20 protein-coding genes are annotated in these 20,725 nt (G+C 67.1%); 7 read left to right on the top strand and 13 right to left on the bottom strand.

Annotated features, from left to right (window positions below; translation table 11 throughout):
* Positions 1-161: 161 nt before the first annotated feature.
* Entirely contained in the window at positions 162-1,145 is a 984-nt protein-coding gene (gene mbfA, locus EV665_RS08560; RefSeq protein ID WP_064332222.1) for an iron exporter MbfA, read from the top strand.
* Between the two features lie 259 nt (positions 1,146-1,404).
* Here the strand turns inward: mbfA and pheT are convergent, their stop codons facing one another.
* From pheT to infC, 6 genes are all read right to left on the bottom strand, one after another.
* A complete protein-coding gene (gene pheT / locus EV665_RS08555; RefSeq protein WP_133033789.1) occupies positions 1,405-3,831 on the bottom strand; it encodes a phenylalanine--tRNA ligase subunit beta in 2,427 nt (808 codons plus the stop codon).
* A gap of 22 nt (positions 3,832-3,853) precedes the next feature.
* Positions 3,854-4,936 carry a phenylalanine--tRNA ligase subunit alpha gene (gene pheS, locus EV665_RS08550; protein ID WP_133033788.1) on the bottom strand — a complete coding sequence of 361 codons (1,083 nt, stop codon included), beginning with the start codon at positions 4,934-4,936 and terminating at the stop codon, positions 3,854-3,856.
* Entirely contained in the window at positions 4,929-5,792 is an 864-nt protein-coding gene (locus EV665_RS08545) for a BUD32 family EKC/KEOPS complex subunit (RefSeq protein WP_064332219.1), read from the bottom strand. The genes pheS and EV665_RS08545 overlap by 8 nt, the downstream gene beginning before the upstream one ends.
* 100 nt (positions 5,793-5,892) lie before the next feature.
* Complete coding sequence (gene rplT, locus EV665_RS08540) at positions 5,893-6,297, bottom strand: 50S ribosomal protein L20 (protein WP_064332218.1); 405 nt, start codon at positions 6,295-6,297, stop codon at positions 5,893-5,895.
* A 39-nt stretch (positions 6,298-6,336) separates the two neighbouring features.
* Positions 6,337-6,540, bottom strand: a complete 204-nt coding sequence (rpmI, locus tag EV665_RS08535) for a 50S ribosomal protein L35 (RefSeq protein ID WP_024270153.1) — start codon at positions 6,538-6,540, stop codon at positions 6,337-6,339.
* A 217-nt stretch (positions 6,541-6,757) separates the two neighbouring features.
* Positions 6,758-7,294: a translation initiation factor IF-3 gene (infC, locus tag EV665_RS08530; protein ID WP_084438355.1), complete on the bottom strand. Its 537-nt coding sequence runs from the start codon at positions 7,292-7,294 to the stop codon at positions 6,758-6,760.
* A gap of 229 nt (positions 7,295-7,523) precedes the next feature.
* On the opposite strand from infC, the gene EV665_RS08525 reads away from it, so the two are divergent.
* Positions 7,524-8,342, top strand: coding sequence for an alpha/beta hydrolase (locus EV665_RS08525; protein WP_133033787.1), 819 nt, complete (start codon positions 7,524-7,526; stop codon positions 8,340-8,342).
* A 108-nt stretch (positions 8,343-8,450) separates the two neighbouring features.
* Positions 8,451-9,068, top strand: coding sequence for a transglutaminase-like cysteine peptidase (locus EV665_RS08520; protein ID WP_133033786.1), 618 nt, complete (start codon positions 8,451-8,453; stop codon positions 9,066-9,068).
* A gap of 67 nt (positions 9,069-9,135) precedes the next feature.
* Here the strand turns inward: EV665_RS08520 and EV665_RS08515 are convergent, their stop codons facing one another.
* Both EV665_RS08515 and EV665_RS08510 read right to left on the bottom strand, forming a co-directional pair.
* On the bottom strand, positions 9,136-9,672 hold the full coding sequence (locus EV665_RS08515; RefSeq protein ID WP_064332215.1) for a GNAT family N-acetyltransferase: 537 nt from the start codon (positions 9,670-9,672) through the stop codon (positions 9,136-9,138).
* Positions 9,673-9,686: 14 nt separating this feature from the next.
* Entirely contained in the window at positions 9,687-10,271 is a 585-nt protein-coding gene (locus EV665_RS08510; RefSeq protein WP_380685030.1) for a helix-turn-helix domain-containing protein, read from the bottom strand.
* Between the two features lie 134 nt (positions 10,272-10,405).
* Here EV665_RS08510 and EV665_RS08505 point away from each other — a divergent pair, with 134 nt between their 5' ends.
* Both EV665_RS08505 and lepA read left to right on the top strand, forming a co-directional pair.
* Complete coding sequence (locus EV665_RS08505; protein ID WP_064332214.1) at positions 10,406-11,656, top strand: MFS transporter; 1,251 nt, start codon at positions 10,406-10,408, stop codon at positions 11,654-11,656.
* A 61-nt stretch (positions 11,657-11,717) separates the two neighbouring features.
* Complete coding sequence (gene lepA, locus EV665_RS08500) at positions 11,718-13,550, top strand: translation elongation factor 4 (RefSeq protein ID WP_064332213.1); 1,833 nt, start codon at positions 11,718-11,720, stop codon at positions 13,548-13,550.
* Positions 13,551-14,394: 844 nt separating this feature from the next.
* On the opposite strand, the gene EV665_RS08495 is transcribed toward lepA, so the two are convergent.
* On the bottom strand, positions 14,395-15,111 hold the full coding sequence (locus EV665_RS08495) for a pyridoxamine 5'-phosphate oxidase family protein (RefSeq protein WP_133033785.1): 717 nt from the start codon (positions 15,109-15,111) through the stop codon (positions 14,395-14,397).
* Positions 15,112-15,153: 42 nt separating this feature from the next.
* Between EV665_RS08495 and pdxR the strand changes: the two genes are divergently transcribed.
* Positions 15,154-16,584, top strand: a complete 1,431-nt coding sequence (gene pdxR, locus EV665_RS08490) for a MocR-like pyridoxine biosynthesis transcription factor PdxR (RefSeq protein ID WP_133033784.1) — start codon at positions 15,154-15,156, stop codon at positions 16,582-16,584.
* A 13-nt stretch (positions 16,585-16,597) separates the two neighbouring features.
* Here pdxR and EV665_RS08485 read toward each other — a convergent pair whose 3' ends face one another.
* The 4 genes from EV665_RS08485 to EV665_RS08475 all read right to left on the bottom strand — a co-directional run bounded on the left by EV665_RS08485 (position 16,598) and on the right by EV665_RS08475 (position 19,381).
* On the bottom strand, positions 16,598-17,323 hold the full coding sequence (locus EV665_RS08485) for a type 1 glutamine amidotransferase (RefSeq protein WP_133033986.1): 726 nt from the start codon (positions 17,321-17,323) through the stop codon (positions 16,598-16,600).
* Between the two features lie 126 nt (positions 17,324-17,449).
* The gene (locus EV665_RS32275) at positions 17,450-17,626 is read right to left on the bottom strand and encodes a hypothetical protein (protein ID WP_162853016.1); all 177 of its coding nucleotides are present in this window, start codon (positions 17,624-17,626) and stop codon (positions 17,450-17,452) included.
* A gap of 96 nt (positions 17,627-17,722) precedes the next feature.
* Complete coding sequence (locus EV665_RS08480) at positions 17,723-18,151, bottom strand: RbsD/FucU family protein (RefSeq protein ID WP_064332209.1); 429 nt, start codon at positions 18,149-18,151, stop codon at positions 17,723-17,725.
* Positions 18,152-19,381, bottom strand: a complete 1,230-nt coding sequence (locus EV665_RS08475) for an ROK family transcriptional regulator (RefSeq protein WP_064332208.1) — start codon at positions 19,379-19,381, stop codon at positions 18,152-18,154. It lies immediately after the preceding gene.
* A gap of 286 nt (positions 19,382-19,667) precedes the next feature.
* Here EV665_RS08475 and EV665_RS08470 point away from each other — a divergent pair, with 286 nt between their 5' ends.
* Positions 19,668-20,693 carry a sugar ABC transporter substrate-binding protein gene (locus EV665_RS08470; RefSeq protein ID WP_064332207.1) on the top strand — a complete coding sequence of 342 codons (1,026 nt, stop codon included), beginning with the start codon at positions 19,668-19,670 and terminating at the stop codon, positions 20,691-20,693.
* Positions 20,694-20,725: the final 32 nt, after the last annotated feature.

Genomic DNA, 20,725 nt, shown 5'->3' with positions numbered 1-20,725 from the left:
CTGTTTGTTTTTACGCAATTCCGGACGCAAAACCGCTTCGCACTTTTGCTGGAATCGCTCCCGGCTTCGGCCACTCTAGCCTTACGCGCGATATCCTGTCGAGGTTGACCGGAGCGGCTTCGACCCTATATTTAGAATTATTCTAAACTGGATTGTCGCCGATGTTCTCCCGCCTTCTCCGCCCCGGCAAGCGCAGCCTCGAATCCCTCAGCGAGCAGGAAATCCTCGCCCTCGCCATCTCCTCGGAAGAGGATGACGGGCGCATCTATCTTGCCTATGCCGACGCGCTGCGCGATGCCTATCCGCATTCCGCCCGCATCTTCGAGGAGATGGCGGAGGAGGAGAGCCATCACCGCCAGATGCTGATCGATCGCCATGTGGCGCGCTTCGGCGACCGCATCCCGCTGGTGCGGCGCGAATATGTGCGCGATTTCCCGGAGCGCAAGCCGGACTGGCTGATCGCGAACATGCCGATCGAGGCGATCCGAGCCCAGGCCGAGGCGATGGAGGAGGCCGCGCACCGCTTCTATCTCGCCGCCGCCTCGCGCACGCAGGACGCGGCCACGCGAAAACTGCTCGGCGACCTGGCGCTGGCGGAAAAATCCCATGAATCGCTCGCCCGCCGGCTCGGCGAGCAGCACACGCCCACCGACGTGAGGGCGGAGGAGGACCAGACGGCGCGGCGGCAATTCGTGCTGACCTACGTGCAGCCGGGCCTAGCCGGCCTGATGGACGGCTCGGTCTCGACGCTCGCACCGATCTTCGCCGCCGCCTTCGCCACGCAGGATACCTGGCAGACCTTCCTCGTCGGTCTCTCGGCCTCGGTCGGCGCAGGCATCTCCATGGGCTTCACCGAAGCGGCGCACGACGACGGCAAGCTCTCCGGCCGCGGCTCGCCGGTCAAGCGCGGCCTTGCCTCGGGCATCATGACGGCCTTGGGCGGCCTCGGCCATGCTTTGCCCTATCTCATCCCGAACTTCATGCTGGCGACGACCATCGCCGTCTTCGTCGTCTTCGTGGAACTCTGGGCGATCGCCTTCATCCAGAACCGCTATATGGAAACGCCGTTCTTCCGCGCCGTTCTGCAGGTCGTGCTCGGCGGCAGCCTCGTCCTGGCCGCGGGCGTGCTGATCGGCAATGCGTAAAGGGAGAAGCTCTACCGGCCTGTCGGGCGGTTCATGTCGCGCACCACCCAGCGGAAGAAAAGATAGACGCCGACGCCCATGATGGCGAGCGGCAGGAGATTGGCAACAGAATCCATGTCGACCTCTATACCTCCCGGCAAGGGAATTAAGGTCTTGCTAACCAATCTTCAATCCATGGGCAGGCGACGGTCCGTTCACAAAATGCGACCGACGCTCACGAACTGGCAAGCGGGGCGTCGCCGCCCCGCTCCTGTCCCGGTCAGGCGCGCAGCGTGCCGCCCGTGGTCTTGGCGACATTGCCGACGATCCTGGCGGTGAGCGCCTCGAAATCCTCGTCGGTCAGCGTCTTGTCGGTCGGCTGGAAGACGACCTCGATGGCGACCGACTTCTTGCCTTCGCCGAGCGACGCGCCCTCGAAGACGTCGAAGACGTTGACGGCGGCGATCAGCTTGCGGTCGGCGCCCGTCGCCGCGCGCACGATGGCGCCCGCTTCCACCGTCTTGTCGACGACGAAGGCGAAGTCGCGCCTGACGGCCTGGAAGGGCGAAAGGTCGAGCGCCGGCTTGGTGCGGGTGGCCTTCTTCTTCGGGTCCGGCATGGCGTCGACGAAGATCTCGAAGCCGCAGAGCGCGCCGGAGACGTCGAGCGCGCCGAGCGCCTTCGGATGGAACTCGCCGAAATATCCGAGCACGATCTTCGGCCCCATCTTGATCGTGCCGGACCGGCCCGGATGATACCAGCCGGGCGCGCCGGGCTCGATCTGCACATTGCCCATCGGCAGGCCGCAGGCCTCGATGACGGCAAGCGCGTCGGCCTTGGCGTCATAGACGTCGACCGGCTTGCCGCCGCCCTTGGCGGCGTTCGACCAGAGGCGGCCGGAACCGGCGAGCGAGGCCGTGCCGCGGCGCACGCCGCCGGCGACGCGGCGCTGCCCTTCGGGCCGGTCGTTCTCATAGGTGCCGGAGACCTCGAAGAGCGCGACGTCACTATGCCCCTTGTCGGCATTGCGCTGCGCGGCGGCGATGAGGCCCGGCAGCAGCGAGGGGCGCATGTCCGACATGTCCGACGCGATCGGGTTGGAGAGCGCCAGCGAGGCTGCGCCGCCGCCGAAGAGCTCCGCATGGGCCTTCGGGATGAAGGACCAGGTGACGGCCTCCAGCATGCCGCGCGCGGCGAGCGCGCGCTTGGCAAGGCGCGAGCGGATCTGCAGCGTGGTCAGGATGCGGCCGTTGACGGCACCATGGCTTTCGAGCGGCGCCGGCTTGATATTGTCGACGCCGTGGATGCGCATGACCTCTTCCACGAGATCCGCCTTGCCCTCGACATCGGGACGCCAGGAGGGCACCGCGACGGAGACGCGCTCGCCCGCGCCCGTGACGGTGAAGCCGAGGCGCGTCAGGATGTCCACGCTCTCTTCCGGGGAGACGTCAAGGCCCGTCAGGCGCTTGACCTCGGAGAAGGGGAAATCGACGATCTTGGTCGAAAAGCCCTTGTAGCCGACGACGTCGGCCCTGGCGGCCACGCCGCCGCAGAGCTCCAGCACCAGCTCGGTGGCGCGTTCGAGGCCGGGCACCATGTATTGCGGGTCGACGCCGCGCTCGAAGCGGTAGCGCGCATCGGTGATGATGCCGTGCGCGCGGCCGGTCTTGGCGATGTTCATCGGATCCCAGAGTGCCGATTCGATCAGCACGTCGACGGTGTTCTCGTCGCAGCCCGAATGCTCGCCGCCCATGATGCCGCCGATCGATTCGACGCCGTCATCGTCGGCGATGACGACGTTGGACGGGTTCAGCGTGTATTCGCGCGTGTCGAGCGCCAGCACCGTCTCGCCTTCCGCCGCGCGGCGCACGACGAGGTTTCCCTTCACCTTGGCCGCATCGAAGACGTGCAGCGGGCGGCCCTGGTCGAAGGTCATGTAGTTGGTGATGTCGACGAGCGCGTTGATCGGGCGAAGGCCGATGGCGAGAAGCCGCTGCTGCATCCAGCGCGGGCTCGGGCCGTTCTTCACGCCGCGCACGAGCCGGAGCGCAAAGCCCGGGCACAGGTGATCGTCGCCGCCGAGTTCCAGCCTGACCTTGACCGGCGTCTCGCCCTCGACCTTGAAGGACGGTGCCTTCGCGGCCTTGAGCATGCCGAGGCCGGCAGCCGCGAGATCGCGGGCAATGCCGAAAATGCTCGTGCAGTCCGGACGGTTCGGCGTCAGGTTGATCTCGATGACCGGATCGTCGAGGCCGGCATAGGCGGCATAGCTCGTGCCCACCGGCGCATCGGCCGGCAGGTCGATGATGCCGTCATGGTCGTCGGAGATCTGCAGCTCCTTTTCCGAGCACATCATGCCGCGGCTCTCGACGCCGCGGATGGTGCCGACGGCGAGCGTCACGTCGATGCCGGGCACATAGGTGCCGGGCGCGGCGAAGGCGCCGACAAGGCCCGTGCGCGCGTTCGGCGCGCCGCAGACGACCTGGATGGGATCGCCCTTGCCGGTGTCGACCCTCAGAACGCGCAGCTTGTCGGCGTTCGGATGCTGCTCGGCCGAAACGACCTTCGCGATGACGAAGGGCTTGAACGCCGCCTTGTCGTCGACATCCTCCACTTCGAGCCCGATCGCCGTCAGCTTCGCGCAGATCTCTTCGAGCGTGGCGTCGGTGTCGAGATGGTCCTTCAGCCAGGAGAGGGTGAATTTCATGATCTTTCTCCTTGGATGCCGGTTACGCGCTGAGGCCGCCGAACAGGGTCGGCATGTCGAGCGGGCGGAAGCCGTAATGGCTCAGCCAGCGGACGTCGGCGTTGAAGAAGTCGCGCAGGTCAGGCATGCCGTATTTCAGCATGGCGATGCGGTCGAGGCCCATGCCCCAGGCAAAGCCCTGGTATTCGTCCGGATCGAGCCCGCCGGCGCGCAGCACGTTCGGATGCACCATGCCGCAGCCGAGGATCTCCATCCAGTCCGTGCCCTCGCCGAACTTGACGATCGGGCCCGAGCGGTCGCACTGGATGTCGACCTCGAAGGACGGCTCCGTGAAGGGGAAGAAGGACGGGCGGAAGCGCATGGTGACGCTGTCGACCTCGAAGAAGGCCTTGCAGAACTCCTCCAGCACCCAGCGCATGTTTGCGACATTCGCCGTCCTGTCGACCACGAGGCCCTCGACCTGGTGGAACATCGGCGAATGGGTGGCGTCCGAATCCTGCCGGTAGGTCTTGCCCGGGATGATGATGCGGATCGGCGGCTGCTGTGCCTCCATGGTGCGCACCTGCACGGGCGAGGTGTGCGTGCGCAGCACCTTGCGCTCGCCGTTCTCGTCCGCGGGGAAGAAGAACGTGTCGTGCATCTCGCGGGCCGGGTGGCCTTCCGGGAAGTTCAGCGCCGTGAAGTTGTAGTAGTCCGTCTCGATATCGGGACCTTCGGCGATGGAGAAACCCATGTCGGCGAAGATCGCGGTGATCTCGTCGACGATCTGGCTGATCGGATGGATGCGGCCGCGCTCGGCGGGCGAGGAGCGCACCGGCAGGCTGACATCCACCGTCTCGGCGGCAAGGCGCGCCTCGATGGCGGCGTCGCGCAGCGCCGACTTGCGCGCGGTGATCGCGTCGGTGACGCGGGTCTTCAGCGCGTTGATCGCCGCGCCGCGCGTCTGGCGCTCTTCCGGCGACATGGTGCCGAGCGTCTTCAGGAGTTCGGAGACGGAGCCCTTCTTGCCGAGCGCACCGAGGCGCACGGCTTCGATCGCCGCCTCGTCGGAGGCCGCGGCAACGGCGGAAAGGAGGCCATGTTCCAGTGTATCGAGTTCAGTCATCTTTACCTGCTTTGCTTGCATCGGCCGGGCGGGGGGCCAGGAGAACCTGCGACAGATAGCGGGTTGCGGCGAGGAAGCGCCGCAGATCACTACCCATGTGCACGCGCCCGATCAATCGGGTGAGCCATAAAAACTTGGCGAGGAACGCCACGAGAAGACAGAGTTCGGAGAGCGCATCGCCGGGGGCGCTCTCCTGCCAGGCGGACAGGGCCCGGCCGGCGGTCGTCTCGCCCTCCAGCGCGCTCGGCACGAGCTGGAGAAACAGGAGCCAGAGGTCGCGCGCCTGGGCGGCGGGCAGCGGCATGGCCGCCTCCGGCTCCTCCTCGAAATCCATGTAGCCGATCCGGCCGCCTTCAAGGAAGAGATCGCGCGGGTGCGGACGCCCGTGGCAGAGCTTCCTTGCGTGCAAGGCGCCGAGCTCGGCTGCGCAGGCGACGAGCAGATCCTCGTGGCCGGCCGGATCGGCCGTCTTCAGCGTCCTCAGCCGGGCGCTGACCGTCGGGCCGGCATCGGACAGGACGAGCGCGCTGTCGGAGCGGTAAAGCACCGTCGGCACCGGCAGGCCCTCGGCCGCGAAGGCCGCGATCCGCCGCACCTCGCGGTCGACCATCGCCGTCCTGCCGAGCCGCGGCGAGGCCCGCAGGAAGGGTTTGCGAAACAGATGGGCGAGAGCGTTTTGCGCACGCGACCAGACGATGGGCCGCTCCGTGCCGTAACGCTTGATCCAGACGGTGCCGAACGACATCTCCACGCGCTCGATACGGCGCGCACCACGGGCAAGGACGGCGAGAAGCGTCTCGATATCCTTGGGGGTCGCGTCCGGGATCGCGGAAAGATCGTTCAGCCTGCCATCCATCTCCAGTCCTTCGGTAAGGCCGGTCCATAAGCAAAAACCCGCACCGGTTCCCCGGCGCGGGTTTCACAACGAAACGATGTTTTGGTTGTGGAAGCGCCGGTCAGTTGACGGCGGCTTCAAACTCGTTCTTCGTGCCGGCGTCCTTGAGGTATTCCAGCGCCTTCTTGGCGGCTGCGACGAGCGCGCCGAACGCTGCGGTCTCATGGATCGCCATGTCGGACAGAACCTTGCGGTCGACTTCGATGCCGGCCTTGTTGAGGCCGTCGATGAAGCGGCCATAGGTCAGGCCGTGCTCGCGGACGGCAGCGTTGATGCGCTGGATCCAGAGCGCGCGGAAATTGCGCTTGTTGACCTTGCGGTCGCGGTAGGCGAACTGCTTGGAACGATCAACCGCGGCCTTGGCGGCGCGGATGGTGTTCTTGCGGCGGCCGTAGAAGCCCTTGGCTGCCTTCAGCGTCTTCTTGTGCTTGGCGTGGGAGGTTACGCCGCGTTTTACACGTGCCATGTCATGATCTCCTTAACGTATCAAATCGCCCGACGAGTCTCAGAGACCGTTCGGCAGGTAGTTCTTGATGACCTTCTTGCCATCGGGCTCGGCCAGCACCATGGTGCCGCGCGCGTCGCGAATGAACTTGTTGGTACGCTTGATCATGCCGTGGCGCTTGCCGGCAGCGGCAGCGACGACCTTGCCGGTCGCGGTGATCTTGAACCGCTTCTTGGCAGACGACTTCGTCTTCATCTTGGGCATTTTGCTACTCCATTCTTCTTGAATTCGAGCCGCGTGACGATGCACGGCTCCAGCGTAAAGAACGGCCACGGCATGCCCTGCCGGACCGTTCGGACGGCGGCTTGTAACCGATGTCCCCCAAAAGCGCAACCGGAATCCTCGAATTGCAATATCCGGCGGGCAGAAACGGAAAAGCCGCCCCGAAAGGCGGCTTCGATCCGGTGGTCATGGGTCGCGATCACCGCGGGGCGAGCACCATCATCATCTGGCGGCCTTCGAGCTTCGGCTCGGCTTCCACCTTGGCGATGGTCTGCGTGTCTTCCTTGACCTGCATCAGCAGCTTCATGCCGAGTTCCTGGTGGGCCATTTCGCGGCCGCGGAACTTCAGCGTCACCTTGACCTTGTCGCCTTCGTCGAAGAAGCGGTTCATTGCCTTCATCTTCACCTCGTAGTCATGGGTGTCGATGTTCGGGCGCATCTTGATTTCCTTGATCTCGACGATCTTCTGCTTCTTGCGCGCTTCGGCCGCCTTCTTCTGGTTGGCGTATTTCAGCTTGCCCAGGTCAAGGATCTTGCAGACGGGCGGTTCGGAGTTCGGCGAAATCTCCACGAGATCGAGGCCGGCTTCTTCGGCCATGCGGAGCGCCTGATCGGTGGGAACGATGCCGTGGTTGGTGCCTTCGGCGTCGATGAGCTGAACCCGGGGAATCCGGATTTCCTTGTTGGAGCGCGGGCCGTCCTTGACGGGGGCTTCCGCTTTAAAGGGTCTGCGAATGGTCGTGTTCTCCTCGAACTGTTTCGATAGGTATGGATCTGCGTCGACCGGGCCGATTGCCCGCCTGGCGGCGTTTTCCGGCAATGTGTTGATCGCGCTTGCGAAGTCAATAGCATGCCGCGCGGAAAAAATCACCACCTGTCCTTGCACGCGCGAATCTGGTCTAGCTTGCGGGAAAAAGCCGGCAGGCAGGCGGTTTTGCGGCCGGGACGCAGGACAGGAGATAGGCATGGCGACGACGAACGGCAATGGAAGCGGGGCGGATTTCATCACCGTCGGCGAAGGCGGCGATGCGCGGCGGATCGCGCTTTCGCTGCAGCCGCCCGCCGCCGGCAATACGCTCGCCCATTTCGTCTGGCTCGGCGGCTACCGCTCCGACATGACCGGCACCAAGGCGGTGGAGCTGGCCGGGCTTGCCGCCCGCCTCGGCACCGGCTGCGTGCGCTTCGACTATTCCGGCCACGGCGCCTCGGGCGGCGCCTTCGTCGACGGCACGATCTCGCGCTGGCTGGAGGAGGCGCTCGCGGTGGTCGACCACGCGGCAGGGACGCTCGGCACGCGCCGCGCCGTGCTCGTCGGCTCCTCGATGGGCGGGTGGATCGCGCTGCGCGCCGTCGCCGAGCTTGCCCGGCGCGGCGGCATCGAGATTGCCGGCCTGGTGCTCATCGCGCCGGCGCCGGACTTCACCTCGGAGCTGATCGAGCCGAACCTGACGGAGGCCGAGCGCACGGCGCTGGCCGAGCGCGGCCAGTTCGAGGAGCCGACGCCCTACGGCCCCGATCCGAACATCTACACGAAAAAGCTCATCGAGGACGGCCGCGACAACCGCGTGCTGACCGGCGCCATCGAGACCGGCTGCCCCGTGCATATCCTGCAGGGCATGGCCGACCCGGACGTGCCCTATGGACATGCGGTGCGCCTGATGGAGCACCTTTCCGGTGACGACGTGGTGCTGACCATGATCCGCGACGGCGACCACCGCCTGTCGCGCCCGCAGGACATCGCCAAGATCCTCGAGGCGGCGGAAGCCCTCGCCCGCGGGCAATGAGGCCCCGGCCGGATCACATTTTAACCATATTCCCGCATCGCCAATTCTCATGATTGACGAAGGCCCCACCTGACCGTTAACTCTTTGTTAACGATTAGGGGACGTTTCATGGCACGAATGATTGGTGCGAAGGCTGGGGTTGCGGCGGTTCTCGCCCTCCTCGTCTCTTCTTCCTCGGCTTTCACCGCGCCGGCTTCGGCACTGACCATGCAGACCGGCGGCATCACGTCCCAGCCGATCGGCCATTACGAATTCTGTCAGACCAACGCTTCGGAGTGCCGCGCCGGCGTGCGCGGCCAGGCGCCCGCCAAGGTGACGGCATACGGCTGGACGGTGGTGCGCGAGATCAATGCCGGCATCAACCGTGCCGTCACGCCGATGACCGACAAGGACCTCTACGGCAAGGACGAGGTCTGGTCCTATCCGGACGGCGCGGGCGACTGCGAGGACTACGTGCTGCTCAAGCGCAAGAAGCTGATCGAGAAGGGCTTTGCCGCCGGCGACCTGCTGATCACCGTCGTGCGCAAGCCGGACGGCGAAGGCCATGCCGTGCTGACGCTGCGCACCACGCAGGGCGACTTCGTCCTCGACAACCTCAACAACGACGTCAAGCTCTGGACGGAAACGCCCTACCGCTACCTGAAGCGCCAGGCCTCGTTCCACGCCGGCCGCTGGGTCTCGATCGAAAACGGCGATGCCGTCATGGTGTCGTCGGTCGGCCAGTAAGACACGTTTCGCAGGGGGACTGCGAGGGCCGCGGAGCAATCCGCGGCCTTTGTCTTTTCCGCAGCCGTCACGCCGCCAGGGCCGCCTCGCCGATCCGCTTGTAGAAGAAGGTCGTCGCGCAGAAGCGGCCGTCCGGATAGAGCGCATAGTCGGGGATGACGCCGGCGCGCTGCCAGCCGAGGCGCTCGTAGACGGTTTCGGCGGGGCTGCCGGTGGCCGTGTCGAGCACCAGCACGGTCTTGCCGCGCCGGGCGGCTTCCGCCTCGGCGACGGCCATCAGCGCGCGGGCGATGCCGCGGCCGCGCTCGCTTTCCATGACGAGCAGCTTCTTCACGTCCGCCCGGTGCGGCTGGTTCGGCATCTGGCGGATGCCGACCTGCACCGTGCCGACGATGCGCCCCGCCCGCTCGGCGGCAAAGAGCAGCGTCGCCCCCTCGCCGACCGCCGCCGCCACGTCCTGCCAGAAGGGCAGCGCATCGGCCGGCCCATAGGGCGCCATGAAGCCGACGGAGGCCCCGCCGGTCACGCAATCGGCCAGCACATCCGCCAGTTCGCCCATCCGGGCCCGGGTTTCGTCGGCATCCAGCAGCCTGATCTCGCTCATCTCGTCCTCATGGCTCAGGGTCGGCCGCGGTCCAGCACCACGGCATAATGCGCCGGCGCGTCGCCGGGATTCTCGAAGACATGGCCCTCGGTGATGCTCATATAGAGGCAGTCGCCGGGCCGCAGGTCATGCACCGTCTCGCGAAGGGTCATGCGCAGGCGGCCTGCGAACAGCCAGACATGCTGCGTCATGCCCGCCTTGGCCGTTTCCGGCGGATAGGCGATGCGCGCGCCCGGCGGAAACGTCACCTCGATCACCTCGACGCGCGAGGCCGTGTTCGGCGCCGAGACGGCGCGGCGCTGGTAGCCCGTCTCGGGATCCCGCCAGACCACCTGGTCTTCGCGCCGCGACAGGGGATCGCCCGCCTCCCCGGAGAAGGCGAAGAAGGCGGAGAGCGTCAGGTCCAGCGCCGCGCAGAGCCGCGAAAGCAGTTGCGCCGTCGGGCTCGCCTCGCCGCGCTCGATGCGCGAGATCATCGCCCGGCTGACGCCGGAGGCCCCGGCAAGGTCGTCCAGCGTCTGGCCGCGCGCCACGCGCAGCAGCCGGACCCGGTCGCCGATGGCGCTTTCCAGAGGGTCGATCACTTTTTCCATTATCATGGAATAATTCTCTCTCATAATGGAGTCAACGGGCAAACCCTTTCCGAAAATATTTTCCGGCCATGCCGCTCCGGCGACAATGCGACATCCTCCCGCCGGATAAGGTGCCGCAGCGAGATTCGGAGGGCGGGCGGATGACGGGTGAAGCACAGCGGGCGTCCTCGCTCTTTTCCATCACCGCCATCGTCGTTTCGATGACCTTCGTCGCCATCGGCAACGGCATCATGCTGGCCTATGTGCCCTATGTTCTGTCGCAGGCCGGTGCGCCCTCGTGGACGCCGGGCGCGGCCGTCACGGCCATCGCCTTCGGCGGGCTGGTCGGCTGCGTCATCGCCGGTCCCGTCATCCGCCGCGTCGGCCATGCCCGCGCCTTTTCCTGCTCGCTGGCGCTGGTCATCATCGCCGCCTTCCTCGTCGCGCTCGGCGTCAACCCGATCCTGTGGATCCTCGCCCGCGGCCTCTACGGCGTGGCCGGCAACGCGAACTTCATCATCGCCCAGAGCTGGCTGAACCATGCCAGCGACAACCGCTGGCGCGGCAAGGCCATGTCCTTCTTCTACATGGCCTATGTGCTGGGGCTCGGCGTCGGCGCCTGGCTGTTCGGCCGCATGCCGGCGGACGGCAACCTCGCCCCGCTCGTCACCATCTTCGTCACCACCATCGCGCTGCTGCCGATCGGCCTCACGAAGCTGCCCACCCCGCCGGCGCCCGCCCGGGTCAGCGTCGATTTCGCCATGGCCTGGCGCAATTCGCCGGTCGCGCTGATCGGCGTGCTGGCCGCCGGCGGCCTTTCCATGGTGGTACAGGGTTTTACCCCGATCTACGCCGCCACCAACAAGGTCGGCCAGGCGGATGTCGCGCTCCTGATGTTCGTCATGCAGTTCGGCCTCATCTTCGTGCAATACCCGCTCGGCACGCTCTCCGACCGCATCGACCGGCGCATCGTGCTGATCGCCACCTGCCTGCTGATCGCGGGCACCGCGGTCGTCGCCCTCTTCGTCTCCTTCCAGGCCTTCGTCATCCTCATGATCGTCTTCGCGCTCTGGGCGGGCGCCGTCGAGAGCGTCTATTCGATCGCCAATGCCCATGCCAACGACCGGACCGACCCGGAGGACTTCGTGCCCCTCGCCTCGACGCTGCTTGTCGCCTGGTCGACCTCGGCGACGCTGGTTCCGCTGGCCGTGACGGCGCTGACGCCAGTCTTCGGCCCGAAGACCTTCATCTATGCCGCCATGGCCGTGGCGCTCGCCTATGCCGCCTTCGTCGCCCAGCGGCTGCGGCTGCGCGAGACGGTGCCGCCGGAGGCGCGGGAGACCTTCGAGATCCGAAGCGCCCAGGTGCCGAATGCCGGCGCGCTCGTCGAAGGCGAAAAAGCCCCGGAATAGCGGCGTTCGCGCGCACGAAACCCTTCATTTACCGCTTTGCGGGAATCTTCCCCGCTGCTATATGGCGCGCATGAGCACCAACACTTCGACGCCCCTCGACCATATCCGCAACTTCTCCATCGTGGCCCATATCGACCACGGCAAGTCGACGCTCGCCGACCGGCTGATCCAGTCGACCGGCGGCCTTGCCGACCGCGAGATGTCGGAACAGGTCCTCGACAACATGGATATCGAGCGCGAGCGCGGCATCACCATCAAGGCCCAGACCGTGCGCCTGCACTACAAGGCCAAGGACGGCGAGACCTATGTGCTGAACCTCATCGACACGCCCGGCCATGTCGACTTCGCCTACGAGGTCTCGCGCTCGCTGTCGGCCTGCGAGGGTTCGCTGCTCGTCGTCGACGCGTCCCAGGGCGTGGAGGCCCAGACGCTCGCCAATGTCTACCAGGCGATCGACAACAACCACGAGCTCGTGACGGTGCTCAACAAGATCGACCTGCCGGCCGCCGAGCCCGACCGCATCAAGGAGCAGATCGAGGAGGTGATCGGCATCGACGCCTCCGACGCCGTGCTGATCTCGGCCAAGACCGGCCTCGGCATTCCGGACGTGCTCGAAGCCATCGTCCAGCGCCTGCCCGCCCCGAAGAGCGAAGGCGGCGAGAAGGCCCCGCTGAAGGCGCTGCTCGTCGATAGCTGGTACGACACCTATCTCGGCGTCATGGTTCTCGTGCGCGTCATCGAAGGCCGCATCAGCAAGGGCCAGACCATCCGCATGATGGGCACGGACGCGAAATACACGATCGAGCGCGTCGGCGTGCTGACGCCGAAGATGGTGGCGATGGATTCGCTCGGCCCGGGCGAGATCGGCTTCATCACCGCCTCGATCAAGGAAGTGGCCGATACCCGCGTCGGCGACACGATCACCGAGGACAAGCGCCCGACGGCAAAGGCCCTGCCGGGCTTCAAGCCGGCCCAGCCCGTCGTCTTCTGCGGCCTCTTCCCGGTCGATGCCGCCGATTTCGAGGACCTGCGCTCGGCGATGGGCAAGCTGCGCCTCAACGACGCCTCGTTCTCCTTCGAAATGGAAAGCTCCGCCGCGCTCGGCTTCGGCTTCCGCTGCGGCTTCCTCGGCCTGCTGCACCTCGAGATCATCCAGGAGCGCCTGGAGCGCGAGTTCGACCTCGACCTGATCGCGACGGCCCCTTCGGTCGTCTACAAGCTCTTCATGACCGACGGTTCCGAGCGCGAGCTGCACAACCCGGCCGACATGCCCGACGTCGTGAAGATCTCGGAGATCCACGAGCCGTGGATCCGCGCGACCATCCTGACCCCCGACGATTATCTCGGCGGCATCCTGAAGCTCTGCCAGGACCGCCGCGGCATCCAGATCGAGCTGACCTATGTCGGCACGCGCGCCATGCTCACCTACGACCTGCCGCTCAACGAGGTCGTCTTCGACTTCTACGACCGCCTGAAGTCGATCTCCAAGGGTTATGCCTCCTTCGACTACCAGATCACCGACCACAAGGAAGGCAACCTGGTGAAGATGTCGATCCTCGTCAACGGCGAGCCGGTCGACGCGCTCTCCATGATGGTGCACCGCATGGCCGCCGAAAAGCGCGGCCGCGAAATGTGCGAGAAGCTCAAGGAGCTGATCCCGAAGCACATGTTCAAGATCCCGATCCAGGCCGCCATCGGCGGCAACGTGATCGCCCGCGAGACCATCTCGGCGCTGCGCAAGGACGTGACCGCCAAGTGCTACGGGGGCGACGCCACCCGCAAGCGCAAGCTGCTCGAAAAGCAGAAGGCCGGCAAGAAGCGCATGCGCCAGTTCGGCAAGGTGGAGATCCCGCAGGAAGCCTTCATCGCCGCGCTCAAGATGGGCGACGAATAAAGGCCGGCACCACCGCCCCGTGACAGAACCCGAAAGCCCCGGATGCCCCCGCATCCGGGGCTTTCTGGCGATTGGAGGAGAAGGCGTGCCGTGCGGATGGATCCTCGGGTCAAGCCCGAGGATGACGGAGGGGAGGAAAAGCCCGGGACCCCATTGAACGGTACGGCATGCGGAACCGCTGCTTTAGTCCGCCCCCCTTCCCTTCTGTCGTCATCCTCGGGCTTGACCCGAGGATCCATCCGCACGGCACGCCCTCTCCTCCCCAAAAAACACGCCCCGTTTTCCCCGCCCACCAATTCCGTGCCTACAATCCTCCCGTCCCGCCACGGATACGCTGCCAGGCGTGGCAGTGAGGTGGGGCCGGCGCTTGTGGCGGGGGAAGGACGTGAGCCCGCACCGCAGGGGCCTGCGGAAAATGGTCTCCCTCCGGCGACACGGGGGAAGCGGCGGGGCGTCGGACCGACCCTGCCGTTTCATGCCCCGGACGGCGCGCCGGGCGTGCCTGTACGGCACACAAGGGGGCCGGGTCCGGCGGATGCGTCGGCATCGTCCGCCGGGGTGAAGCCTCTCCGGGAAGGGTGCGAGAGCGCCTTTCCGTCCGCAATCGCCATGGCGCGCGATTGCGCATGCCAAAACGGAGGCGCCCATCCCGGAAACCGGCGACAGGCATCCACGGCCCCGGCCCTTGCAGAGGGACCGCAGTCGCGGGCAAAAACCGCCGAACGGGGCGCTGAAAGGTGCCGCAGATACAATTTTTCAGATGAGGCAGCTTCCAGCGCCCCGTCCGATGCTCTTTGACAAACCCACGGGCGAAATCCGCCGCGTGGACCATGGCGCATGGACTTCAGGCATCCTCGTAGCGCTGCTGTCCCGTCCGCAGCGCGGCGTCCAGCCGGCCGCCCTCGGGGAAGATCGCCAGCGTTTCGGGTTTCTCCACGCCCGCCACCAGCCGGTGACAGGTCTCGGCGGGGCCGAGCACGGTGGTGACGGGAATGACGCCGGCCCAGATCGGCAGGGCGAAATCCGCCTCGTCGTCGCCGACGCCCTTGGCGCGCACCTTGGCCGCCGCCTCGTCGATCGGCATGGCGACGATCGTCGTCGCCTTGGCCTCCTGCGGCGTGATGGGACGCAGCAGCGCGCTGCGATCCGGATAGAAGCGGTCGACGACGTCGCGCATCGCCTCGATCTTCTCCGCCGGGTCCTCGACGAGCCGCGCCGTGCCGAAGCACATGGCGGAGCGGTAATTGGCCGAATGGTTGAAGCCGGAGCGGGCGAGCACCAGCCCGTCGAGATGGGCGACGGTGAGGCAGGCGGGCGTGCCGGCCTTCAGGTGCCGCAGCATGCGGCTGGCGGAGGAACCGTGCCAGTAGAGCGTATCGCCCCTGCGCCAGAAGAGGGTGGGCGTCGCATAGGGCTGGCCGTCGATGACATAGGCGACGTGACAGAGCATGGCGGCGTCGAGAATGGCATGGACGCTTTCGCGGTCGTAGCTGCCGCGCTCGTGCATGCGCTTGACGCGGTTGCGCGGGGTGACGGGATAGGCGGCGGTCTCGGTGCTCATCTGCGGGCTTGCCTTTCAAAGGAGAGGCCGCCATGGTGCGTCATGGCATTGGATCGAAAAAGCACCAATTCCGAGCAAAAAATCCGGACCATTCTGCCGGACTGGTCCTCGCTCGTTCCCGTTCTCCCGGCGGCGGGCCGGCGCACGCCGGCGCTCTACCGCGAACTGCGGCGGCTGATCGAGGCGGGCGACATTCCGCCCGGCAGCAAGCTGCCGCCGACGCGGGACCTCGCGCAGCGGCTGAAGACCTCGCGCGGCAGCGTGGTCGCCGCCTTCGAGACGCTGATCGCCGAGGGCTTCGCGGTCGCCCGCACCGGGGCCGGCACGTTCGTTGCCGACCGGGTGCCGACGATGAGGCCGACGGAACCGGTCGAGCGGGAGAAGAGCGCCCCGACAATGCCGCTGCCCGGAACGCTCGGCGTCGCCATGGCCGACGCACGCACGCTGAAACAGTTCCGCACGCTGCTGGCGCGCCATCTCGCCCGGCCGGGCCCGGAGCACTTCCACTATGGCGATCCGCGCGGCGGCGAAGCGCTGCGCCAGGCGGTCGCCGCCTATCTCCGGCAGGCGCGCGGCGTGCGCTGCGCGGCGCGCTCGATCGTCATCACGACGGGCACGCAGCAGGGCATCGACCTCGTCATCCGCAGCGCGCTGGCGCCGGGCGACCAGGTGATGATCGAGGACCCGTGCTATCCGAGCGCCCGGGCGGCCTTTTCCGGCAACGGCCTGGCGCTCTGCGGCCTTGCCGTCGACGGCGAGGGGGCGGATATCGCCCTGGCGGCGCCGGGCGCCCGCGCCGTCTATGTCACGCCGTCGCACCAGTTCCCGCTCGGCGTGACCATGAGCATGCGCCGGCGGCTCGCCCTGATCGACTGGGCGCGGGAGACCGGCGGCTGGATCATCGAGGACGACTATGACAGCGAGTTCCGCTTCGCCGGGCCGCCGCTCGCCGCCATGCAGGGCATGGATGACAGCGGGCGCGTGATCTATCTCGGCACCTTCTCCAAGGTGCTCTTCCCGGGCCTCAGGCTCGGTTATGCCGTCATTCCCGATCCGCTGCTCGACGCGGTCGTGGCGCTGCGCGGCCGCAGCGACCGCAGCCCGCCGACGCTGGCCGAGGCCGCCCTCACCGACCTCATCCGCGAGGGCCACTTCGCCGCGCATCTGCGCCGCGCCCGGCGGCAGGCGCAGGCGGCACGCGACGCGCTGGTGGCCGGGCTCTCGACGGCGGGCGCGCTTTCGGTCGGCGTGCCGGACCAGGGCCTGCACCTCGTCGCCGGCCTGCCGGCCGCGCTTGCCGATACGGATGCGGTGGAGATTGCCGCGCGCGCCGGGCTCGGCGTGCGGGCGCTCTCGGCCATGGCCGTCACCAATCCGCCGCGGCAGGGCCTGGTCATCGGCTTTTCCGGCTTCGCCCCGGAAATCCTCAAGGCCGCCGCATCGCGATTCGCGGCGGCGCTGTCCGGGTTCTAAGGCCGTATCCGCTTCAGGCGACCCGGCGGGTCGCGGCGGCGGCGATCGTCGCCACCCAGGCCCGCGCGATGGCAAGGCCCGTGGCGTCGGCGCGCGGGCCGTTCTCGTCGGCCAGGGCGGCGCGCCGTGCGAGCCAGCCGGGCTGGAGCGTCTCGATGAGCTGCGGGAAGGTCTCCGCCCAGCCGTCCACCACCGCGCGGCTCGCCTCGAAATGGAACTGGGTGCCGTAGGTGGCGCGGCCGATGCGGAAGGCCTGGTTCTCGGCGGCACCATTGGTGGCGAGGCGCACGGCCTTGTCCGGCAGCGTGAACGTGTCGCTGTGCCACTGGAAGATCGGGAACGCGCCGGCCGCCGCCGACAGAACCGGATCGCCGGCGCCGTCCGTCGTCAGCGCCACCGTGCACCAGCCGAATTCCGGCGCCGCGCCGATCAGGTTTTCCGCGCCATAGGCCCGGGCGAGAAGCTGGCTGCCGAGGCAGACGCCGAGCACCGACTTGTCCGCGTCGCCGAAGCGGCGCATCAGCGCGGCGAGCGCCGGCAGGTAGCCGTGGCGCTCGTCGTCGCGGGCGTTCTGCGGGCCGCCCATGACGACGATGGCATCGTGGGCCGCGTCATCCGCCGGGATGGTGTCGCCGGCATGGGGGCGGCACAGGTCGATCTCGGCGCCCGCCTCGTCAAGGGCGATGCCGATCTGCCCCAGCAAGGTCACCCTGTCGTTTTCCACCACCAGCACGCGCATGCGATACTCCCGTTCTTCGATATGGCGCGAGACAAACACGGCCCTCCCCTTCATTCAAGGGCCAAACAGAAAGAACCCGGCTCTTTCGAGCCGGGCAAGGCGGGGAGGATCGACGAAGAAGAGGGATCAATGGCAGACGCGGATCTTCTTGATGACGACGTTGCCGTAATAGTCGTAGGCCTTCACCTTCTTGATGAAGCAGGCGGGCTCGTAACCGTAGCTGTAGGAGCCGGCCTGCGAGGGGGCGGCGAAGGAAACGGCGGCAACGAGGGCGACGGTGGCGGAAACGATGATCTTGCGCATGGGGTCTCTCCTGATCGGTTGGGGATGAGCCTCTCTCATCCGGTGATCAGAAGGTCTCACATCCCCCCGCCCCGCGCTGTTCCGCGGGAAACAGGGTCAGGGATAGATGACGCCCTTGCGCAGGATGACATTGGCATAGAGCCGCGGCTCGCTGGTCTGCACAAGCGTATGGGCGGCGCGCACGCGGCCGTAGAAATCGGCGCCGACGAGCGGCACGACCGCGCGATCCGGCGCATGGCGGGCGCAGCAGTCGATGATCTCGCGGTGCACGGGCTCCAGCGTGTCGCGCTCCTGGCGGAAGGTGGAGCGGAAGATCGCCTCCTCGACGAAATCGTCGATCGGCAGCACCGAGAGCACGGCATTCAGCACGGGGACGAGCGGCACGCCGTCGAGGCGGATGAGGCGGCGGGCGTGCTCGACGCCCGGATAGTTGCCGTCGACGAGGGCGATCTCGTCGCCGTGGCCCATGGCGCGCAGCGTCGCGAGCAGCTCCGGGCCCAGGATGGGGTCAAGACCTTTCAGCATTCAGGCAAGCTCCTTGAAGAGGACGTTCTGGTCCGGAAGATAGCGGGAAAAGAGCGGCAGGCTGGCCCCACCGATCGAGCGCGCGGCGCTGCCGACCGCGCCCTCGACGATCTCGGGCAGGGTGACGCCCTGGAGGTCGAGGCGGGCGACGGCGGCCTGCGTCGCCGCGACCACGCGCTCGCGCACCCAGGCGGGAAAGCCGCCGTCGATGATGACGGCGGAGAAGTCGATGACGGAGGCGGAGGCGACGACGGCCTGGGCGAGCGCGGCGGCCATGTCCTCGATCCAGATCGCAAGCGGCGCGCCGAAATCGATCCATCCGTCCGGCGAATACCAGAGCGGCTTCGGATCAATGCCGTGCTCGCGCAGCAGGTTCTCCAGGCGGTAGATCGAGGCGATCTTCAGGAGCTGCACCGTCTCGCCGTCGCGGCCCTGCACGGGCAGGGGGCCGATGGCGCCGGCCGTGCCGGTGCGGCCGGTGAAGAGCGCCGAATTCAGCACCACGCCGCCGCCGATGAAGGAGCCGATGAAGAGATAGAGGAAATCGGGATATTGCGGGCCGAGGCCGAAGACGAGCTCGGCCGCGCAGGCGCTCGTCGCGTCGTTCTGGAGCGCGACCGGGTAAGGCACGCGGCTTGCGATCTCCGCCTCCAGGTCGACGCCGCGCCACTGGTCCATGTCGGCCTGCGGTGCGCCCACTTCGCTCGCCCAGCTCCACAGTTCGAAGGGGGCGGCGACGCCGAAGCCGGCGATGCGGGCGCGCTCCTCCGGCGTGATCGCGGCTTCCAGCTCGGCCAGGCCCTCCTCGACGAAGGAAAGCAGCGGGCCGGGCATGGGATAGGGATAGGTGCGGCGCGCGCGGCGGCGGATGCCGCCGACGAAATCCATCATAACGAGATCGGCGCTGCGGCGGCCGATCTTCAGGCCGAAGGAATAGACCGCATCGGGATTGAGCCGCATGGGCACGGAGGGCTGGCCGACCTTGCCGCGCATCGGCTCGCCGCGCATCAAAAGCCCCTCCGCCTCCAGCGCGCGCATGATGACGGTGACGGTCTGGGCGGAAAGGCCGCTGCGCCGGGCGATCTCGGCCTTCGACAGGCTACCGTGCCGGCGCACCAGCGACATGACCAGGCGTTCGTTATAGGCCCGGACGCGCACCTGGTTCGCGCCCCCGCTCGGATCGAGGATTTCGGCCGGCACGGCATGTGCCGTCGCGTCCTTTCTGATCATCGTCTCCTCCCGTGCCGGACCGGGCGCCCGCGCCCTTCCGGTCCTCTTATCGGCTGGCGATCCGCTCTTCCACCGGAAACGCGCAGCGGGGCTTTCGCCCGTTCTTTCCCTGCAGCATGCCACATCGAATTAATAATTCAATTCGATTTATTTATTGACAGGCATTTCTTTTGGTGTTCTCTTGAAGACGGAAGCAAGGATCGGCCGGCAGAGGACCTGCCCGCCGCCCTGCGACCGGATCGCCCCAGGAGAGGGGCGCATCCCGTTTCGTCCTTGGGAGGATACCATGAAGAAAACCATCATTTCCGCCGCTCTCGGCGCGCTTGCACTCGGCGTCGCCTTTTCCACGCCGGCCGCCGCCGCCGACACCACCGCCTGCCTGATCACCAAGACCGACACCAACCCCTTCTTCGTCAAGATGAAGGAAGGCGCCGAAGCGAAGGCCAAGGAACTCGGCGTGACGCTGAAGGCCTATGCCGGCAAGATCGACGGCGATTCGGAAAGCCAGGTCGCCGCGATCGAGACCTGCATCGCCGACGGCGCGAAGGGCATCCTGATCGCCGCGTCCGACACGAAGGGCATCGTTCCCTCCGTGCAGAAGGCGCGGGATGCGGGCCTGCTCGTCATCGCGCTCGACACGCCGCTGGAGCCGCTCGACAGCGCCGACATGACCTTCGCCACCGACAACCTGCTCGCCGGCGAGCTGATCGGCAAGTGGGCCGCCGCGTCGCTCGGCGATGCCGCCAAGGACGCCAAGATCGCCTTCCTTAACCTGACGCCCTCGCAGCCTTCGGTCGACGTGCTGCGCAACCAGGGCTTCATGAAGGGCTTCGGCATCGACGTGAAGGACATTTCCAAGATCGGCGACGAGGACGATGCCCGCATCGTCGGCCACGACGTGACCAACGGCAACGAGGAGGGCGGCCGCACCGCCATGGAGAACCTTCTCCAGAAGGATCCGTCCATCAACGTCGTGCACACGATCAACGAACCGGCCGCTGCCGGCGCCTATGAAGCGCTGAAGGCCGTCGGCAAGGAAGGCGACGTGCTGATCGTTTCCGTCGACGGCGGTTGCCCGGGCGTGCAGAACGTCGCGGACGGCGTCATCGGCGCCACCTCGCAGCAGTACCCGCTGATGATGGCCGCCCTCGGCATCGAGGCCATCAAGACCTTCGCCGACAGCGGCGAAAAGCCGAAGGCCACCGAAGGCAAGGACTTCTTCGACACGGGCGTGACGCTCGTGACGGACAAGCCGGCAGACGGCGTCGAGTCCATCGACACCAAGGCCGGCAAGGACAAGTGCTGGGGCTGATGCCCCCGCCGGCCCGGCTTGACCGGGCCGGC

Source organism: Shinella granuli (genome assembly GCF_004341885.1).
GTDB classification, from domain to species: domain Bacteria; phylum Pseudomonadota; class Alphaproteobacteria; order Rhizobiales; family Rhizobiaceae; genus Shinella; species Shinella granuli.
This window is presented reverse-complemented; position numbering and strand designations above follow the sequence as displayed.

Excerpts from the sequence above, each read along its gene's own strand:
- EV665_RS08505 (WP_064332214.1), top strand. The coding sequence starts at position 10,406 with ATGACGGGTGAAGCACAGCGGGCGTCCTCGCTCTTTTCCATCACCGCC.
- rplT (WP_064332218.1), bottom strand. The coding sequence starts at position 6,297 with ATGGCACGTGTAAAACGCGGCGTAACCTCCCACGCCAAGCACAAGAAG.
- EV665_RS08480 (WP_064332209.1), bottom strand. The coding sequence starts at position 18,151 with ATGCTGAAAGGTCTTGACCCCATCCTGGGCCCGGAGCTGCTCGCGACG.
- pheT (WP_133033789.1), bottom strand. The coding sequence starts at position 3,831 with ATGAAATTCACCCTCTCCTGGCTGAAGGACCATCTCGACACCGACGCC.
- pheS (WP_133033788.1), bottom strand. The coding sequence starts at position 4,936 with ATGACTGAACTCGATACACTGGAACATGGCCTCCTTTCCGCCGTTGCC.
- pdxR (WP_133033784.1), top strand. The coding sequence starts at position 15,154 with ATGGCATTGGATCGAAAAAGCACCAATTCCGAGCAAAAAATCCGGACC.
- EV665_RS08525 (WP_133033787.1), top strand. The coding sequence starts at position 7,524 with ATGGCGACGACGAACGGCAATGGAAGCGGGGCGGATTTCATCACCGTC.
- mbfA (WP_064332222.1), top strand. The coding sequence starts at position 162 with ATGTTCTCCCGCCTTCTCCGCCCCGGCAAGCGCAGCCTCGAATCCCTC.
- EV665_RS08515 (WP_064332215.1), bottom strand. The coding sequence starts at position 9,672 with ATGAGCGAGATCAGGCTGCTGGATGCCGACGAAACCCGGGCCCGGATG.
- EV665_RS08545 (WP_064332219.1), bottom strand. The coding sequence starts at position 5,792 with ATGGATGGCAGGCTGAACGATCTTTCCGCGATCCCGGACGCGACCCCC.
- EV665_RS08520 (WP_133033786.1), top strand. The coding sequence starts at position 8,451 with ATGGCACGAATGATTGGTGCGAAGGCTGGGGTTGCGGCGGTTCTCGCC.
- EV665_RS32275 (WP_162853016.1), bottom strand. The coding sequence starts at position 17,626 with ATGCGCAAGATCATCGTTTCCGCCACCGTCGCCCTCGTTGCCGCCGTT.
- rpmI (WP_024270153.1), bottom strand. The coding sequence starts at position 6,540 with ATGCCCAAGATGAAGACGAAGTCGTCTGCCAAGAAGCGGTTCAAGATC.
- EV665_RS08510 (WP_380685030.1), bottom strand. The coding sequence starts at position 10,271 with ATGATAATGGAAAAAGTGATCGACCCTCTGGAAAGCGCCATCGGCGAC.
- EV665_RS08475 (WP_064332208.1), bottom strand. The coding sequence starts at position 19,381 with ATGATCAGAAAGGACGCGACGGCACATGCCGTGCCGGCCGAAATCCTC.
- lepA (WP_064332213.1), top strand. The coding sequence starts at position 11,718 with ATGGCGCGCATGAGCACCAACACTTCGACGCCCCTCGACCATATCCGC.
- EV665_RS08470 (WP_064332207.1), top strand. The coding sequence starts at position 19,668 with ATGAAGAAAACCATCATTTCCGCCGCTCTCGGCGCGCTTGCACTCGGC.
- EV665_RS08495 (WP_133033785.1), bottom strand. The coding sequence starts at position 15,111 with ATGAGCACCGAGACCGCCGCCTATCCCGTCACCCCGCGCAACCGCGTC.
- EV665_RS08485 (WP_133033986.1), bottom strand. The coding sequence starts at position 17,323 with ATGCGCGTGCTGGTGGTGGAAAACGACAGGGTGACCTTGCTGGGGCAG.